17 protein-coding genes and 1 tRNA gene are annotated in these 15,852 nt (G+C 54.4%); 7 read left to right on the top strand and 11 right to left on the bottom strand.

The window, feature by feature from the left end; translation table 11 throughout:
• The first annotated feature begins 4 nt into the window (after positions 1 to 4).
• Positions 5 to 1,219: a TIGR04063 family PEP-CTERM/XrtA system glycosyltransferase gene (locus FIV46_RS11215; protein ID WP_139941020.1), complete on the top strand. Its 1,215-nt coding sequence runs from the start codon at positions 5 to 7 to the stop codon at positions 1,217 to 1,219.
• A 6-nt stretch (positions 1,220 to 1,225) separates the two neighbouring features.
• Here FIV46_RS11215 and FIV46_RS11210 read toward each other — a convergent pair whose 3' ends face one another.
• Entirely contained in the window at positions 1,226 to 2,362 is a 1,137-nt protein-coding gene (locus tag FIV46_RS11210; protein WP_139941019.1) for a glycosyltransferase, read from the bottom strand.
• A 176-nt stretch (positions 2,363 to 2,538) separates the two neighbouring features.
• On the opposite strand from FIV46_RS11210, the gene FIV46_RS11205 reads away from it, so the two are divergent.
• Complete coding sequence (locus tag FIV46_RS11205) at positions 2,539 to 4,116, top strand: hypothetical protein (protein ID WP_139941018.1); 1,578 nt, start codon at positions 2,539 to 2,541, stop codon at positions 4,114 to 4,116.
• A gap of 6 nt (positions 4,117 to 4,122) precedes the next feature.
• On the opposite strand, the gene FIV46_RS11200 is transcribed toward FIV46_RS11205, so the two are convergent.
• The 3 genes from FIV46_RS11200 to gluQRS all read right to left on the bottom strand — a co-directional run bounded on the left by FIV46_RS11200 (position 4,123) and on the right by gluQRS (position 6,494).
• Positions 4,123 to 4,677, bottom strand: a complete 555-nt coding sequence (locus FIV46_RS11200; RefSeq protein ID WP_219846094.1) for a C-type lectin domain-containing protein — start codon at positions 4,675 to 4,677, stop codon at positions 4,123 to 4,125.
• A 186-nt stretch (positions 4,678 to 4,863) separates the two neighbouring features.
• Positions 4,864 to 5,406 (bottom strand): hypothetical protein, encoded by a 543-nt coding sequence (locus tag FIV46_RS11195; protein ID WP_139941016.1) that lies wholly within the window; start codon positions 5,404 to 5,406, stop codon positions 4,864 to 4,866.
• A 209-nt stretch (positions 5,407 to 5,615) separates the two neighbouring features.
• Positions 5,616 to 6,494, bottom strand: a complete 879-nt coding sequence (gene gluQRS, locus FIV46_RS11190; RefSeq protein WP_139941015.1) for a tRNA glutamyl-Q(34) synthetase GluQRS — start codon at positions 6,492 to 6,494, stop codon at positions 5,616 to 5,618.
• Positions 6,495 to 6,552: 58 nt separating this feature from the next.
• Here gluQRS and FIV46_RS11185 point away from each other — a divergent pair, with 58 nt between their 5' ends.
• Positions 6,553 to 7,212 carry an alpha/beta hydrolase gene (locus tag FIV46_RS11185; protein WP_139941014.1) on the top strand — a complete coding sequence of 220 codons (660 nt, stop codon included), beginning with the start codon at positions 6,553 to 6,555 and terminating at the stop codon, positions 7,210 to 7,212.
• A 150-nt stretch (positions 7,213 to 7,362) separates the two neighbouring features.
• Positions 7,363 to 7,950 (top strand): HNH endonuclease, encoded by a 588-nt coding sequence (locus tag FIV46_RS11180; RefSeq protein WP_139941013.1) that lies wholly within the window; start codon positions 7,363 to 7,365, stop codon positions 7,948 to 7,950.
• A 7-nt stretch (positions 7,951 to 7,957) separates the two neighbouring features.
• Here the strand turns inward: FIV46_RS11180 and FIV46_RS11175 are convergent, their stop codons facing one another.
• Both FIV46_RS11175 and FIV46_RS11170 read right to left on the bottom strand, forming a co-directional pair.
• Entirely contained in the window at positions 7,958 to 8,530 is a 573-nt protein-coding gene (locus FIV46_RS11175) for a demethoxyubiquinone hydroxylase family protein (RefSeq protein WP_139941012.1), read from the bottom strand.
• Positions 8,523 to 9,041 (bottom strand): disulfide bond formation protein B, encoded by a 519-nt coding sequence (locus FIV46_RS11170; RefSeq protein WP_139941011.1) that lies wholly within the window; start codon positions 9,039 to 9,041, stop codon positions 8,523 to 8,525. Before FIV46_RS11170 ends, FIV46_RS11175 begins: the two co-directional genes overlap by 8 nt.
• 86 nt (positions 9,042 to 9,127) lie before the next feature.
• Here FIV46_RS11170 and FIV46_RS11165 point away from each other — a divergent pair, with 86 nt between their 5' ends.
• On the top strand, positions 9,128 to 9,859 hold the full coding sequence (locus tag FIV46_RS11165; RefSeq protein ID WP_181163205.1) for a 2OG-Fe(II) oxygenase: 732 nt from the start codon (positions 9,128 to 9,130) through the stop codon (positions 9,857 to 9,859).
• On the opposite strand, the gene FIV46_RS11160 is transcribed toward FIV46_RS11165, so the two are convergent.
• A complete protein-coding gene (locus FIV46_RS11160) occupies positions 9,856 to 10,434 on the bottom strand; it encodes a YqaA family protein (protein ID WP_139941009.1) in 579 nt (192 codons plus the stop codon). The genes FIV46_RS11165 and FIV46_RS11160 overlap by 4 nt on opposite strands.
• 151 nt (positions 10,435 to 10,585) lie before the next feature.
• Here FIV46_RS11160 and FIV46_RS11155 point away from each other — a divergent pair.
• Positions 10,586 to 10,672 (top strand) — tRNA-Leu (locus FIV46_RS11155).
• 62 nt (positions 10,673 to 10,734) lie between these two features.
• Complete coding sequence (locus FIV46_RS11150; protein ID WP_139941008.1) at positions 10,735 to 11,802, top strand: tyrosine-type recombinase/integrase; 1,068 nt, start codon at positions 10,735 to 10,737, stop codon at positions 11,800 to 11,802.
• Here the strand turns inward: FIV46_RS11150 and FIV46_RS11145 are convergent.
• The 4 genes from FIV46_RS11145 to FIV46_RS11130 all read right to left on the bottom strand — a co-directional run bounded on the left by FIV46_RS11145 (position 11,794) and on the right by FIV46_RS11130 (position 15,851).
• A complete protein-coding gene (locus FIV46_RS11145) occupies positions 11,794 to 12,063 on the bottom strand; it encodes a helix-turn-helix transcriptional regulator (RefSeq protein WP_219846092.1) in 270 nt (89 codons plus the stop codon). The genes FIV46_RS11150 and FIV46_RS11145 overlap by 9 nt on opposite strands.
• 263 nt (positions 12,064 to 12,326) lie before the next feature.
• Positions 12,327 to 13,250, bottom strand: a complete 924-nt coding sequence (locus FIV46_RS11140; RefSeq protein WP_139941007.1) for a helix-turn-helix transcriptional regulator — start codon at positions 13,248 to 13,250, stop codon at positions 12,327 to 12,329.
• A gap of 350 nt (positions 13,251 to 13,600) precedes the next feature.
• The gene (locus FIV46_RS11135) at positions 13,601 to 13,828 is read right to left on the bottom strand and encodes a helix-turn-helix domain-containing protein (RefSeq protein WP_139941006.1); all 228 of its coding nucleotides are present in this window, start codon (positions 13,826 to 13,828) and stop codon (positions 13,601 to 13,603) included.
• Between the two features lie 880 nt (positions 13,829 to 14,708).
• The gene (locus FIV46_RS11130) at positions 14,709 to 15,851 is read right to left on the bottom strand and encodes an IS110 family RNA-guided transposase (RefSeq protein ID WP_139941005.1); all 1,143 of its coding nucleotides are present in this window, start codon (positions 15,849 to 15,851) and stop codon (positions 14,709 to 14,711) included.
• Position 15,852 lies beyond the last annotated feature (1 nt).

The following is a 15,852-nucleotide window of genomic DNA, read 5'->3' as shown; positions in this document are numbered from 1 at the left end:
AAGCATGCGTATCTTACATGTACTGGATCATTCTATTCCGCTGCACAGCGGCTATACCTTCCGCAGCTACCAGTTGATCAGGGGACAGCAGGCGCTGGGGCATGAGACTTTGCATGTGACCGGGATCAAACAGGGCGAGACCGGGGCTGAGTATGAGGAAGTGGACGGCCTCGGGTTTTACCGTACCACCAAATACAATAGATTCCTCGCCGGTCTGCCGATCCTGGGCCAGTATGAAGTAGTGCGCAGCCTGAAGAAGCGGATGTTTGAAATCCTGAAGGACAATCCGGTCGATATCATCCACGCCCATTCCCCGGCTCTGAACGGCCTGGCGGCGGTCGATGTGGGCGAGAAGCTCGGCATTCCGGTGCTCTATGAGATCCGCGCTTTCTGGGAGGATGCCGCGGTCAGCCACGGCACCTGCAAGGAAGGCGACCTGCGCTATAAGCTGACCAGGAAGCTGGAAAGCCATGTGGTGCGCCGGGCGGATGCGGTAACCACCATCTGTAACGGCCTGAAACAGGACCTGATTTCCCGCGGCGTGGCCGAGGACAAGATCACCATCATCCCCAATGCGGTGGACATTACCAAATTTTCCGGCCCCAATGATCCGGACCCGGTCCTGCAGGAAAAGCTGGGCCTCAAGGACAAGATTACCTTGGGCTTTATCGGCTCTTTCTATGATTATGAAGGGTTGGATATCCTGGTGGACAGTTTCCCGAAAATCCTGGCGGAAAAACCGCAAGCCCGGCTGTTGCTGGTCGGCGGCGGGCAGGAGGCGGATAATCTGAAGCGGCAGGTGGCGCGCCTCGGTCTGGAAGACAGTGTGATCTTTACCGGCCGGGTGCCCCATGACCAGGTGCAGAATTACTATAACCTGGTGGATATTTTCGTCTATCCGCGCAAGAAAATGCGCCTCACCGACCTGGTGACCCCGCTCAAGCCCCTGGAAGCCATGGCCCAGCACAAGCTGGTGGCCGCCTCCGACATCGGCGGTCACAATGAACTGATTGAAGACGGGGTTACCGGCACTCTGTTCCGGCCCGATGATCCGGAAGACCTCGCCCGCACCATCCTGTCCATGCTGGAAAACCGTGAAAACTGGCCGGAGATGATCGCGGCCGGACGGCGCTATGTGGAAGACGTGCGCAACTGGAAAAATTCCGTCGCCAACTATCCCGCGGTGTTCGAGCGCCTGGCCAAACTCAGGAAAAAATAGGCCTGCTTACTCGGCCACGCCCCAGATTTTGGCATATTCCCGATACATGATCGCCTTGTCGTAGGTGTTTTTGACGTGGCTTTTGTTGATCGCGCCGATCTGTTGCATCAGGTCCGGGTTGCGCACCAGCGCCTCCATGGCGTTGGCAAAACCCTGCTCGTCGCCGGCCGGGGCGATAAAATCCCGGTTCTCGGCCGAAACCATCGGCAAGACATCGCCGACAGCCAGCCCCACCACCGGCAGGCCGGCGGCCATGGCCTGGTTCACCGAGTTGGGCATCTGTTCGGTATCCGATGAAATAGCGTAAAGATCGAGCCAGCCCAGGGCATAGGCCGGTTCCTCGATGTGGCCGGCCAGCAGCACTTTGCCGCCAAGCCTGAGGGCCTCGATCATATTTTCCAGACTGCCCCGTTCATTGCCTTCGCCCATGATGACCAGCCGCAGGGCGATCCCGGGATTAGCCGTTGTCACATGGTGGAAGGCCCGGATCAGCCGGGGCAGGTTCTTTTCCGGGCGGAGCGGCGTCATGGTACCGATGACGATTTCACCTTCCTGTTTGTCAAAGCCGGGCAGGATGCCGGGACGGGGAGCAGCGCTGTATTTTTCGCAATCCACGCCGTTGGGGATATGGAGGATTTTATGTTCCGGCAGTTTCCAGTTGCTGCGGCAGATCTCTACCAGGGTATGGGACGGGACCACGATGGACTCGATATTGCGGAGCGCGAGCCTGCGGTACAGGTCCCGCTTGAACAGGGTTTTTTCCGCTTCTTCGGGCCCGAAGCCGCTTTCCAGGTGGATATGCCGGCAGACCGGGGCAAAGCTGTTGGCCAGCGCCCAGTCCATTGATCCCCAGTTGTAGGTCAGCAACAGGTCCGGCTGTAGGTCCTTCAAGACCTTGCGATAACTGAAGATTTTCCCGATCAATCCCTTTACCGGCGGAACCTCGGGAATGGAAAAGTCGATATCCGGGTCCAGGCGGGACCGGCAGTCATATTCGCCGTTGGTCGCGATCAGGCTGTGTCGTGCCTTTGCGCCAAAATGATTGATCAGGTAGGAGATGCGGATCGGTACCCCGCCATGCGCAAAGCTGGGGATCACGTGGAAAAGATGCGGGATTTTGTCGCCGTTGGGTGCCTCAGCCATGAGCAAATCAGTCAATAATCCAGTTTCAATTAGTAATTTAAGTTTTTGCAAAAATAGGGTAAAAATACTGACTTGTTAATGATTATAATGGCTTGCGTTAAAAATTTGCACAGGAAAGTTTCCGGTCCGATAAGGCCCGGAAGATGATCGGGTTGCAAGAGGGGATTGGATTTACCGTGTCTAGAATTTTGTTTTTCCTGCTTACGCTGCTGGTTTCAGCCGTTGTGGCTTATTTTTCCTCGACGATTGTTGCCAGTCTGACCGTACTCCTGTCCACGGACCGGTTGCCGAGGGATTTCCTGCGCCTGGTGATGGACAGTAACCTGGTGGTTACCGCCAGCTATATGTGCGTGTTTTTCCTGTCTATGGTGATCTTTGCACACCTGTTGCCGTCCCTGCATATCTGGTTTCATTTGACGCGGGCCAAGAAACGTCTGGGGGAACTGCCGCTTGCGTGCGATAAACTGCGCCAGACCACCGTGAAAAAATTCCTCGCCAGCCTTGATGGGCTCGACTTTATTCACGAGTTTGCCGTGATTTACAGCGAACGCCTGCATCAGCAGCCGCCGCAGGAGGTACCGGAGGAATTGCTGAAAAAGGCCAAGCTGAACCGGGCGATAGCCAAAAAGGACAAGGATGGAAAGCTGACCATAGAACCCGTGCGCGCGTCGGCGCCGGCTGCCTCGGTATTCAGTTCCGAACAATTGGTTGACCAGCGCCTGTACCTCTGGTTCGTAGAGGCGCTGCCGAAAATACTGCTGGCCGCCGGCGGGCTCATTCTGTCTGTGAATTTGCTTTCACTCACTGTGTTCGATCCGGCGCTCAACGTCAATATGACAACGCTTGGTGATTTTGTCGCCCAGTTGCAACCCGGCCTGGTGGCACTCGTCTTTTCAGCTTTTACGGCTCTGGTCATCTATGTACTTGTGAAGTTCAGCGTCGGGATTTTGCGCCAGAATGCGGCCGACCTGGCGGCGCTGGTTGATCACCTGTTCCATCATGACGGATGGCATGCCGAATTGCGGGATATGGTGGACATGATGCGGGACAGTTCCCTGTCCAAGGATGTGGAGAAGGCCATCCAGCGCCCGCTCAATGCCATCGGTAAGGCCACGAAAGCCCTGGCTGATGACCAGGGCGCCAAGCTGGAGGAGTTTCTGTCCCGGGCAATCGCCGCCTTCGAGGCGGAAATGGAAAAGAATGCCGGCAAGCAACTGGCCGCGCTGACCGGCTCCCTCGAGAAGGCCCAGAAAACTGCCGAAAAAATGGAAAAGAGCTTTTCCTCGACGGCGGAAGGGTTCGCCAGCCAGCTGACGCAAATGAAAGAGGCTGTGGAGAGGGAAGAAAATAATTCCGAACAGCGGCTGACGGCGCAGACTGAAAAAGTGCTCGAAAGCCTGAAAGAGGAAATCGACCAGAACTATAAGAAATATGGCGAGTTTATCGGTGAACATATGTCGCGTATTGAAGAAACCCAGGAGGTTCTCAACGGCGCGCTGGCCGACAAGGACTCGCTGGTCCAGGGGCTGAAGAAGACCAGCCAGGACCTCGGCACCATTTCCGAGGCCTCCGGCAAGCTGGTTGACCGCTTTGCCAAACTGTCGAAGGAGCTGGACAGCCTGATCAAGGATGCGAAAAACAAGACTTCGGGTTCAGGCCCGATCAGCAGTGCGCAGAAAGACGAATTGCTCGAGGCGCTGGACAAACTCAAAAAACAACGCGCCAGCCAGATTGAAGACCTGCCGTCGCTCTAGGAGAGCTTATTCCTTGCCGGTCGGGTATTCGACCAGGAAAAAGTCATATTCCTTTTCCGGACCAGACGCCTGCCACATGGGAGGTTGACCGATATAGGACACGCCCATGTGGGATTTCATGTGCAGTTCGGGGGTGTAATGCGGGTTCATGAAGCCGCAACGGATATCATCGCGCCGGGCCCACCGATAAGACCAGGCTGAGAAATCGCCTTTTTTCAGTGTGCTGTCGTCAGCCCAGTTAAGACGCTGTTCGTCACAATAATACTGCAGGCCGATCCAGGTGGCTGCGGAAATGTTGAAATGAGTCTGGATGAAAGTATGGGTTTGCAGGTCCTTGACCAGGGCGAGGCGGCCATGGGTGTCCTTAAATACAAGCGACTGGGCTTCCAGATAGGCCTGACGCCATTTGCGTCCCTTCTTCCACCATCTCAGTTCGAAGTAGCTCTTGGTGTGGGGGTCATAGAAGGGGCCCTTTACGGAGCCGGTGATCTTATAGTTGTCTTTATAGGAGGGGTGCTTTTTCTCGATGCCCACCTGCGCATGGGCTGCAAGTGGCAGCATGATTGCCAGCAGAAAAAGAACAACGAGGCGAGTTTTCCGGACCATTTTCCAACCTTCTAACAGTTTTATGTTTCTATTTTAGTAAGGAACACGAATATGGTCAAAATATGTAGCTGATTAAGATGAAGAAATCTTAAAGGACCTGAAAAAAGTCCTTTCATTTCAGTCCCTGTCAGGAGGAGGGAGTTACCACTTTACTTTCTTGATGGAGGAATTTACGGCAGTTTCCAGCCTGAACAGGATCTTGCGGCCCAGAAGTCCCCCGTGATCCTGGATGTTTTTGTCCCGAATGACCCGCATGGCCTTGATATGGGCATCAATGATTTCAGCGGACTTCTTGTCATATCTGCCGACTTCACTGACGAAATAGCGCAGGGAATCCGCGGCCACAGCCATGAGGGGATAATGAAACCCGGCGCCGAGAAGTCCGATTTCCGAGGCTTTTTGCGACATGATCGTCAAATAGGTGCCTGAATGTTCGGGGTCTTTGCGGGCCAGGGTGCTGAGATATTCCAGCGCTTCGATGTTTTTCTCAACCCACTTCAGGTATTCCTCGGAAACGGACTTGACCTTTTCATTCAGGTCTTCGAGGTGAAGGGGAACTTCCAGCGGCTCCTTGAGCTTCTCGAGCCTGGCTGAAACGCTCTCCTCCGGAGGTGAATTCTGTGTATCCAGGACTTCTGAACGTTCATCCTGCGAATTCGGGTCGACCTGGGAAGCTTCACTCATCGAATTGCCTCTTTAGCTGGAGTGACTACAACAAATGAGAGTGTCATGATAACCGGGCGGGGTAAGGTATTTCTGAAAATTAGCTAAAATTTTTAGAAAAAATTCGATAAAAAGATACGGAAAAAGTATTTCAAATCAATCGATTACGAATATAGGAAAAATTTTATAGTCAATTAAGACCAGAAAGAGCCGTATTTTCGTTAATGAAGTTAACGGTTGATGCTCCCGGATATAAGATCCAGCACCCGCGAAGGTGGCGCGCCTTCTTCGCGAAAATGTTTCAGGGTGACGCTCTGGTTTCTTTTGGAAAAGCGTTTACCGTTTTCATCCACTATCAGGGGATGATGAAGATAGTCCGGGACCGGGAGGTTCAGGAGATGTTGCAGAAGCCGGTGCAGGTGAGTGGCGTAAAAAAGATCTTCCCCCCGTATGACATGGGAGACGCCCTGGTCGGCGTCGTCGACCACCACCGAAAGGTGATAGCTGGCCGGGGTGTCCTTACGGGCCAGCACCACATCGCCAAGGATTTCCGGTGTCGCGACCTGCTTGCCCTTGATAAGGTCGTGCCAGGACAGCGGGGCGGCCAGCCGCGAGAGCGCCTGCTGCATGTCGAGACGCAGGGCGAAACTGTCGCCGGCGGCGATTTTCTGTCCCCGTTCCTCCGCTGAAAGTTCCCTGCAGGTGCCGGGATAGTGAAACCCTTCCGGGCCGTGCGGGGCATGGGCGCTACGGGCAATTTCCTCCTGGATCTCTTTGCGGCTGCAGAAGCAGGGATACAGCAGGCCTTCCCTCTCCAGATGGTCGAGGGCCCTGCGATAGTCGTCAAAATGTTCCGACTGGCGGCGGACTTGACCGTCCCAGGTGAGGCCGAGCCAGCGCAGGTCGTCCATGATCTGGTCGACATATTCGGGTTTGCAGCGGGTCTGGTCGATATCCTCCATGCGCAGCAGAAACCGGCCACCGCGTTCCCGGGCGAAGTCATGGGACAGTTTGGCCGAATAGGCGTGGCCCAGATGCAGCAGCCCGGTCGGGCTCGGCGCAAATCGGGTGACAATCTCTTTTTTCTGCTGATCGGATGATTGATCCATAAATCACTTTGATTATATTTAGGTTGTTATTCAGCAAATCATAGGTAATGGAGTATCCATGTCAACGATCACAAACCTGTCCGGTCCCCGGGTTGAGCCGCCGGCCGGCACAAAAATTGAAAAGCTGGTTATTCTGTCGCATGGATATGGCTCCAACGGCTATGACCTGATCGGTCTGGTGCCGCATCTGCAGCGGGCCATGCCCAATGCGGTGTTTATTTCCCCCAATGCGCCGGAGGCCTGTCCGGGCGCCCCCCTGGGCTACCAATGGTTCGGCCTGACCAGCCTGAGCCGGGAAGAGCGGCTCGAAGGTACTTTGCGGGCGGCGCCGGTGCTCGACAATTTCATCAACCAGGAACTGGACCGCTATGGCCTGGAGGACAAGGACCTGGTACTCAGCGGTTTTTCCCAGGGCACCATGATGTCCCTGCACGTGGGCCTGCGGCGTAAAAATACACCGGCCGGCATCCTCGGCTTTTCCGGCGCCATGACCCTGCCGGACGATTGGCAGCAGGACGTGACCGCCAAGCCGCCGGTGATGCTGATTCATGGCGACATGGATGATGTGCTGCCGATCCAGATGATGTATGACGCCAAGGAAGCGCTCAAGTCCGTGGGCATTAATGTGGAAACCCATATTTCCCGCGGCATTACCCACAGCATTGGTCCGGACGGCCTGCAGAAAGCGCTCGAATTCCTGCAAAAAGTGGACCGCTAAATCGCTGCAGTGCAATCTTTTCTTGGGTCCCGGGTGGAAAAGCGCTATTATGGTTAACATGTCATAGGGCTGTCACAATGAGGCAGTTATTATGGCGGTGCGGCAAGGTTGGCCGCGTAACCGGAGCTAGGCTCAAAAAGGAGATTGACTGTGCCCGTAACAGGCCATGGCCCATCGCCCATCAAGCCGGAACATTGTCCGGCACTTGTTCTTAATGCTGACTTCCAGCCGTTGAGTTATTTTCCCCTTTCCATCTGGCCGTGGCAGACTGCCATCAAGGCTGTGTTCCTGGACCGCGTGCAGGTGATTGAGGAGTATGACCGGGTCATACACAGCCCCTCATGCCAGGTCAGGCTTCCCAGTGTGATCAGCCTCAAGGAATATGTTAACCCGGGCCAGCATCCGGCCTTCACCCGGTTTAACGTCTTCCTGCGCGACCGTTTTACCTGCCAGTATTGCGGGCATCGGGCGCCAAACGGCAAGGAACTGACTTTTGACCATGTGATTCCGCGACGGGCAGGCGGAAAGACCACGTGGGAAAACATCATCACCGCCTGTCCGCCCTGCAACATGCGAAAGGGTGGGCGAACGCCGGAAGAAGCCCATATGCGGCTGCTGACCAAACCCCTGAGGCCAACGGTCCATAAGCTGCAGAATCACGGACGATCCTTCCCGCCAAATTACCTCCATGAGAGCTGGCGGGATTTTTTATATTGGGATACGGAACTGGAAAGCTGAGCGGGGTTCAGAGCCGTTCCGCGATCTTGATCGCGGTGCGGCAACCCAGCTTGATGGCATTGGACAGCAGGTTGTAGCCTGGGGTTTCCCGGGCGCCGTGTTCGACGGCAATATCGTGATGTTCGACTTCTTCCTGGCGGAATTTCTCCAGCTCTGCCGCCAGTTCCTTTTCGTCCGCGCCCAGTTGTTCGATCTGGGCGGCATAATGCTGGTCGATGACTTCTTCCACGGCTTCGGTGCAGGCCATGGCGGCTTTTTCCCCCAGCAGGGCAGTGCCGGCGCCAAGGGCGAAGCCGGCCATATGCCACAGCGGCATGAGGGCGGTGGGACGCACATCCCGTTCGTCCAGCAGTTTGGTGAACCGGTCCAGGTGCACGTCCTCCTGGTCTTTCATGTGCCTGATCATGGCGCTTTTGGGATGCTTGTCGCCAAGCACCGCGAGCTGGCCCTGGTAAATCCTCACCGCGCCATATTCCCCGGCATGGTCGACGCGCAGGAAACGGTCGAGCAGTTGCGCCTTGTCCGGATCGCCGGGCAGGCGATTGTCAGCGGTTTGTTTGGCTGTTTTCTTTTTAACCATTTTCCTTCCTTGTCAGGGCCGCCAATATTAACAGGCCCATGCCCAGGGTGAAAAGGAAATTATAGCCGGCCATGGAGATGCCGAACAGTTCCCACACCACTTCGTCACAGCTGACAATGGGGGCGCTTTGCAGCGCCTGCAGGAACTGGTCGGGATCGAAATTGCCGCCGATGGTCTGGGCGGTGCAGTCTGTCGGCCCCTGCCACCATTTATATTCCACCCCGGCATGGTAGGCGCCGACACCGGCGGCGGCCCACAGGGCCGGGACCATCAGATAGTCCAGGAACCTGGCCGGCAGAGAGGTCATCTGGTGCAGAATGATGATAAAAACACCAAGCCCGATGACACCCATATGGGCGTAGCGCTGGGTCCAGCACAGGTCGCAGGGCACGTAACCGCCGAACATTTCAAAGCTCCAGGCCCCGGCCAGCATGGCGGCGGAAAATAAAATGGCCGCCCGGGCCGGACAGGTGCGGATAAAGTCAAAAATCATGCAAGTAAGTTTTTTCATTGCCCGTAATTAAGATAACCTGTTACATCCAAAGGCATCAGAATAGTGCGCCTCTCGGAATGTGCAATAATAATCGGGATATGAATATGACTGATATTGTCGAAAACTGGATGAGTGATGATCTGGATGCCGACGCCATCGGGCAGGCATTGCAGCAGAAGACCCGGATGGTCATTCCCAATTTCCTCAGATCTGACGTTGCCGACCAGCTGTATGACTGCCTCGACAGGGAAGTGCCCTGGGAGGCGGCTTACCGCCAGGGGGAGACCGACAAGTCGGTGCCGCTGGCCGAACTGGGCAGACTTTCACCCCGGGAACAGCAGCAGCTGGTCAACGGGATTGTCGCCCAGGCGCAAGGTGAATATCAGTTTTTTTACAATCGCTATCCCATCGTGGAAGCCTATATCGCGGGAAAAAATCCGCATTTGATCCTCAACCGTTTCATCGAATTCTGGAACAGCGCCTATATCCTGGACTTTATCCGGAAGATCACCGGAGATACTTCAATCAGAAAAGGAGAGGGGCAGGCGACAGCCTATCTGCCTGGTCATTTCCTGATGTATCATTCCGATCAGGGCAAAGATACCCGGACTGACGACCGGCGCTACGCCTTCGTGCTCAATCTGACAAAGGACTGGCAGTCCCACTGGGGCGGGCTGCTGCAGTTTGTAGAGGCGGGCCGGGTCACGGAAACTTTTGTGCCCGGCTATAACAACCTGTCGATTTTCAAGGTGCCGCAGGGCCATCAGGTGTCCTATGTGACACCCTTTGCGACCAGGCCGCGTTACGGTATTACCGGCTGGTTCCGGGCAGACTAAAGATATTTGAGCGCCAGGAAGCCGCCGAACAGGAATATGAAGAACAGGGTGGTCAGCAGGCCGAGCCGCTTTTCGATGAAAGTCTTGATCGGGGCGCCGAATTTCCACAGCAGGGCGGCCACCAGGTAAAAGCGCACAGCCCGGGAAACCAGGCTGGCCAAAATAAACGTGGGCAGGCTGAGGTGGGTGACCCCGCTGGCGATGGTGATCACCTTGTACGGGAAGGGCGTGAGGCCGAAGAAGGCGACAATCCAGGCGCCCCATTCATTATACTGGTCGGTAAAGCGGGCGAAATTTTCTTCGTGGCCGTAAAATTCCAGCAGCGGCTGCCCTATGACATCGAACAGGGCATAGCCGATATAATAGCCGAACAGGCCGCCCAGTACCGAGCTGATGGTGCAGACAAAGGCAATCTTCCAGGCCCGGCTCGGCGCGGCCAGCACCATGGGGATCAGCAGGATATCCGGTGGAATGGGGAAAAAGGAGCTTTCGATAAAGGAAATGATGGCCAGCATGCTCAGGGCATGGGGTTTTTCCGCCAGTTCCAGCGTTTTATTATAGAGTTTATTGAACATCCGCGATCCGCCTGTTTTCGAGCCGGAATATTGTTACCGCAAATAGTGGCAACAATCAGTAATTTTTTTGGATCAATGAGATTTCCATGTTGACCCGGCCCGGGGCATCGGTAATATTCAGGCCACATTGCGCGTCGCGCTTCTGCCCGGAGCCCCTGTGGTGGAATTGGTAGACACGCTGGATTCAAAATCCAGTGGCTTCACGGCCGTGTCGGTTCGAGTCCGACTGGGGGCACCAACATAGATTTCCCAAAACTTCCCAAATCTTCCTAACCCGCAGAAAACTGCAGTTTTCTGTGATTGAAGCTCTTCCATTTTTCCCTCATTTTCGATCTTATCAGAAAAAAGTGCGCAAAAAGTGCGCAAAAAGTGCGCAAAGACAGAGGTGAAAAAATGGCTTCAATTAGGAAACATGGAAAGAAATGGCAGGCGGATATCAGACTCAAAGGTTTGCGCCGAACGAAACTTTTTAAAACGAAAATGGAAGCTCAGCAATGGGCTATTAAACAAGAGGAATTTGTTCATCCTGGACTGCATGGTGTAAATTGGACGTTCCGGGATGCTATGCAGCGATATGCGAAAGAAGAGAGTGTCAAGAAACGTGGCGCCCGATGGGAGACAATTCGTCTAAATAAGCTATGTCGCCACCCTATAGCTGATCTCACTCTACTAGATCTAACACCAGAGGATTTTAAAAAGTGGATCAAGGATCAAACGGATTTGGCGCCTGGCTCCATACTTCGGGAGCTTCAGGTTATGTCTGGTGTGTTGGAGTGTGCCATTAACGATTGGAACTGGGCGGTCGACAATCCGATCAAAAGAGTTAGAAAGCCAAGCAAACCTCAACCGAGAGACAGGCGTATTTCGGATGCTGAGATTGCGAGTATCCTGAAAATATTGGAATTTGAGAATGAAGGTCCGGCCAAGAGTCTTAGACAAGAGATTGCAGTTGCTTTTTTACTGGCCATTGAAACAGCAATGAGGCAAGGGGAACTTTGGGGGCTCGAATGGGAGCGGGTTGATTTGCAGAAGCAATACCTGCGTCTTCCTATGACCAAGAATGGGTTTCGAAGAGATGTTCCTCTTTCAAAAAGAGCCGTGGAACTATTCGGATATCTCGGACCGAGAAAAAGTGGGAAAGTTTTTTCGGTCAAGCAAAAATCAGCCGGCACTATTTTTCGTCGTTCGGTCAAGTTGGCTGAGATTGAAAATTTGACTTTTCACGATACACGGCATGAAGCAATTTCCAGGCTGGCCAGGAAACTTGATGTATTGGACCTGGCTCGTATGGTGGGGCACCGTGATCCCAGATCACTCATGATCTATTATAATGCTTCTGCATCAGAGATTGCCGGCCGTCTAGGATGATCGGATTTTTTCTGCCCACTTCCTGATCTCGCGTTCCGACCAGCGCAGTGTCCCTCGCTTGCTGCCCGTTCTCAATACAAAGGGTTTGGGAAAGTCGGGCCAGGACTTGTATCTGTTTTGGATGGTTTTGGCTTTCATTCCCAGCAGTGAGGCCACTTCATGGACATTGAGATAACCAAAATGAAGGTCCCGGGTGATGTAACTGACATCACGGGCAATTCTCTTTAACAGGTTTTGTTCTTCATGGTTCAGGTTCTGCATATCGCTTGCTCATATGGATTGAGAGTAGCGTCTGTTTAAAATTAGAACCGGCTTATTACTGGTGTCAAGAACAGGCGAGGGGTCATGCTGGAAGGTAAAGACATGTAAAGGAACGTAGAGACCATAAAAGCTATATTATGGACTTTAGGGAAATACAGTGACGTCTGAAAATATTCCGAATAATATAGGGAAAAATGGCGGTTTTTACCGGAGAGCCTTAATTCAAGGCGTGTCTTGGAGGGTGAGGAACAATGAAGCTAACCTCACCCTCTCGAGTCTTTGACTTCCCGCTGGCCCGTGCATTCCTGGCAAGGGCAGGGGATTAATCCTTCTCGAATTGCTTGGTAAACCGCTCCATGATTGGTTTTAACTTTGAGGGCCTTGCGAACACTCGCAAGGTGCTGATTGATTGTGTGCACGCTTCTGTCCTGGGAGTGTGCAAACTGCTGAATGGTCAAATCCTTTTCAGTCATTGTATGAATGACGGCCAAGGGCTGTCTATGCAGCTTGATCTTTCCTTCTCGCTCATGAGGTCGGAAAAGCTTCGGAAACTTCCGTTGCCCAAAGCTTACGGATATCTCGGCCACCAGCTGGATGGCTTCAGGGTGCTTGCTGAGCTTCTTTAGAAAGTCCGGCGCGATATCTTGTGAGGTGAGGCTGAACAGAAAGCGTTCCCTACCGGTCACAACAGGGATTAAGTAGAATTCATAGAAGCCATGGCTTTTGTAGAGGATGGAGAGGTCTTGGTTCCGAACCATCTCCCCGGTCTGCACAGGAGCGACGGACATATAGTCCTCGATCCTGGACCTCAGGATGGGGTGCCGTGCGCTATTGGCATAAGATACGGCATAATCCACCTGATCGTAGTTTCCCTGCTCATAGGCGCTGCATGTGGCATCAGGGAGGTTGTGAAATAACACTCTGGGATGTGGATTCAGTGCCGTTAAAGAGAAATAGGGAAATCCCAGCTTCTCCAGAATACTGGCTAGCCGATCGCGGAACTGTTCGGGTGAGGTGGTGGGATAAAGGCTCTTGTAACAAGCCGCTTCGAAGCTCTTGAACTCCCTGGTGGAATAGGAGGGCGGGTTTTTTGGTGCACGAGGGAGAATGGATCGAGAAGAGGGATCACCGGTCAACTCACGAAGAGCAGACATGGTGTCAATTCCAAAAGAGTCTGAATCCAGCATGGTCTTAGCCTCCTGATCTCAGGCACCAAAGACAATCCCTGGCGCCGGGGGCTGAAACCACGCGCAAGTCGTGTGGGCTGTATTCCTCCGGAGAGTATTCTATTCCAGCACCACCCCCGACATGAGAGGAAGACTCATATCCGGACAGGATACACCATAGGGGGGTCTATAGCGACATCCCCGGATGAATTCCACTCAAAATCGGGAGTGGGCCGACTTACGAGGCGGTTTCAACGCCACTGCAAAATTGCAGTGCAACTATTGTGACATGTCGGGTGGTTTTATTCAACGAAAAAGACGAATATCGTCTATGGAGATTTCATAGAATATGAGGAAGAGGGAAGGCCTTTTTACTCGTCTAGGCCAAGCAGAAAATCGGTGCTGACGTTGAACGTTTTTGCGAAGGCTAGTAACTCAAAATCTTTAACGCCTCTTACCCTTCTCTCTATTTCGGAGATGTCTGATTGATCCAGTTTTATATCGTATTCTACGGAGAGTTCGGCAGCTAACTCTACTTGGTCCATTTTGTTTTGAACGCGAAGTTCACGAATTTTGTTCCCGCAAATATTGGCTTTCATTAAGCGCTCCTTTTGCGGGAACTATGAGAGAATTGCAAAAATGATGTAGACGATTAACGTCTATTTAAAAAATAATTTGCTCGGTTGTTAGAAGGGCAATCTGTGGTAAAATTTCATTGCAGTTTTTACTGCAGGGCCTTCGCCTGTTCGACCCCCAACGAGCTATGGTGAAGGCCCAACCTTCCAATTTCCGGGGATGCCTCCCAAATATCTCTAAAATCACCGGTCTGCCCCGCGATAAGTCGCTAAAAAATAAGGCCCAAATCACATCGCGCTACTGCTACTTTTATCTTGCTTTCTTAACCCTTCAGGCAAGTATTTGATCTATCGGGGCAATTTCCGACGGATCGGAACGGGTCTGGATTTGGTCCGGTCAGTCATCCGGTCTTTTCTCCGTTCATCAAGGGGGTGCGGGGGCTTTTGTCCGGGGGTCATTCTATCCTGTCGCGCGATTTTTGGCAAAATAATCTGATCAAAATGGCAATCCATGCGTTCTTTCGAGATCGGCCTTTCCGGCCCCGGCCTGTTGGTTGCGGGGCCTGACGGACCCCCGCTGTCGTGGGGTGGTCCGGATTTATCTACGGGAGAAAGGCGCGTCTCAGGCTCCTGCTCTGATCTGGTGATGACGAGGGCATCCAAGCGGAGACTGCGTACTCATTGCTGAAGGGTCTTGGGATTGGCAACGGTACAGGCAAGATACCGGATTGCCCCTGTCGTCTGCCTCTCCCTTTACGATCAGGAGAGGTCTCTCGCGAGAAAGGGTGTCGTGAACCTGACGGCGGTCATTTGCCCGGGGCTGTTAAGTCTGTATGGTCATCATCTGTCTCTCTCTGGTCATTTTGTGTGTGTCGCGGTGCCTGGCCGACTGTTCAGGCGGGGGTCAAGCCGGTTGCGGCTTGTGTCCCCTGCGAGCCGTTTTTTCGGCCATCTCCCGGGCCATCTCCTGGGCCGCCTGTTTGACCATGCGCGGCGGGGTGAGATGCATGCGGCCGACCAGCTTGGCGCCCCGGCCGGTGCGGAAGGTGCTGCCGTCGAGCCACATGCGGTGCAGGATCACCGCCAGCTTGCGGGCGACGGCGACGATGGCGTTCATCATGCTGGTGCGTTTGGCCAGCCGGAGGCCCCAGGCCTTGACGGCGGTCCATTTCTGGCTGCGCAACAGCAGGCTGGCGGCGGCTTCGCACAGGGCAGTGCGCACTTCCCGGTCGCCCTGCTTGGTGATCCGTCCCTCGCGGTCGATGGTGCCCGACTGCCAGCGCCGGTTGGTCAGGCCGAGATAGGCGCCGACGGTGCGGGAACTCTTGAACCGGCAGGGATCGTCGATGGCGGCCCGGAACGACAGGGCGGCGATGGGGCCGACCCCGGGCACGGTCATGAAGCGGCGGCAGACCGGATCGCTCTTGACGATCTCGAGGACGCATTTGTGCAGCCGGCTGTAGCCTTCCAGCAGGTTGTTGCGCACCGCCAGCATGGTGTCGATATAGAACATCAGTTCCGGCTCGTGGCCGTCCATCAGCTCCCGGGCCCGGTCTTCGAAGGCACCGCGCGCGATCTTGCCCATTTTGAGGCCGAAGGCGCGCAAGGTGCCGCGGATATGGTTTTCCATATCGACCAGTTTGCGCTTGAGGGTGCGGCGGTTGTTGAGCAGGACCCGCAGCCGCTGGCTTTCGGGGCTTTTGACGTGGACCGGACAATACCAGCCCATGCGCATCATCTGGGCGATGCCGCGGGCGTCATTCTTGTCGGTCTTGTTGCGCTGGGCCTCGAGGGAAGCGCGCATATGGCGGGCGTCGACGACGATCACGGGCAGGTCGAAGCTGCTCAGTTCGTCATGCAGCCAGGAGCCGAGGGAGGAGGCTTCGAGGCCGACCCTCTTGATATAGCCCTGATAGCCTTCGACGGCGGTGAAGATGGCGCTGGGTTCGGTCTCCGAGACGGTTTCTTCGAGGATGGCGCCGTCTTGGTCAACGATGCAGATGTGGGTGTCAGCGAGGGATATATCCAGTCCGATATAAATGTCCATG

This window comes from Emcibacter nanhaiensis (genome assembly GCF_006385175.1).
GTDB classification, from domain to species: Bacteria; Pseudomonadota; Alphaproteobacteria; order Sphingomonadales; family Emcibacteraceae; genus Emcibacter; species Emcibacter nanhaiensis.
Note: the sequence above shows the minus strand (reverse complement) of the source record. Positions and strands in the feature narration are given on the sequence as shown.

Coding starts and splice junctions, on each gene's coding strand:
- FIV46_RS11215 (WP_139941020.1), top strand. CDS start 5: ATGCGTATCTTACATGTACTGGATCATTCTATTCCGCTGCACAGCGGC.
- FIV46_RS11210 (WP_139941019.1), bottom strand. CDS start 2,362: ATGGCTGAGGCACCCAACGGCGACAAAATCCCGCATCTTTTCCACGTG.
- FIV46_RS11200 (WP_219846094.1), bottom strand. CDS start 4,677: ATGCTGCCACTTGCAGCCCATGCGCAGGTGGGCATCGAGAAAAAGCAC.
- FIV46_RS11195 (WP_139941016.1), bottom strand. CDS start 5,406: ATGAGTGAAGCTTCCCAGGTCGACCCGAATTCGCAGGATGAACGTTCA.
- gluQRS (WP_139941015.1), bottom strand. CDS start 6,494: ATGGATCAATCATCCGATCAGCAGAAAAAAGAGATTGTCACCCGATTT.
- FIV46_RS11185 (WP_139941014.1), top strand. CDS start 6,553: ATGTCAACGATCACAAACCTGTCCGGTCCCCGGGTTGAGCCGCCGGCC.
- FIV46_RS11175 (WP_139941012.1), bottom strand. CDS start 8,530: ATGGTTAAAAAGAAAACAGCCAAACAAACCGCTGACAATCGCCTGCCC.
- FIV46_RS11170 (WP_139941011.1), bottom strand. CDS start 9,041: ATGAAAAAACTTACTTGCATGATTTTTGACTTTATCCGCACCTGTCCG.
- FIV46_RS11165 (WP_181163205.1), top strand. CDS start 9,128: ATGACTGATATTGTCGAAAACTGGATGAGTGATGATCTGGATGCCGAC.
- FIV46_RS11160 (WP_139941009.1), bottom strand. CDS start 10,434: ATGTTCAATAAACTCTATAATAAAACGCTGGAACTGGCGGAAAAACCC.
- FIV46_RS11145 (WP_219846092.1), bottom strand. CDS start 12,063: ATGCAGAACCTGAACCATGAAGAACAAAACCTGTTAAAGAGAATTGCC.
- FIV46_RS11140 (WP_139941007.1), bottom strand. CDS start 13,250: ATGCTGGATTCAGACTCTTTTGGAATTGACACCATGTCTGCTCTTCGT.
- FIV46_RS11135 (WP_139941006.1), bottom strand. CDS start 13,828: ATGAAAGCCAATATTTGCGGGAACAAAATTCGTGAACTTCGCGTTCAA.
- FIV46_RS11130 (WP_139941005.1), bottom strand. CDS start 15,851: ATGGACATTTATATCGGACTGGATATATCCCTCGCTGACACCCACATC.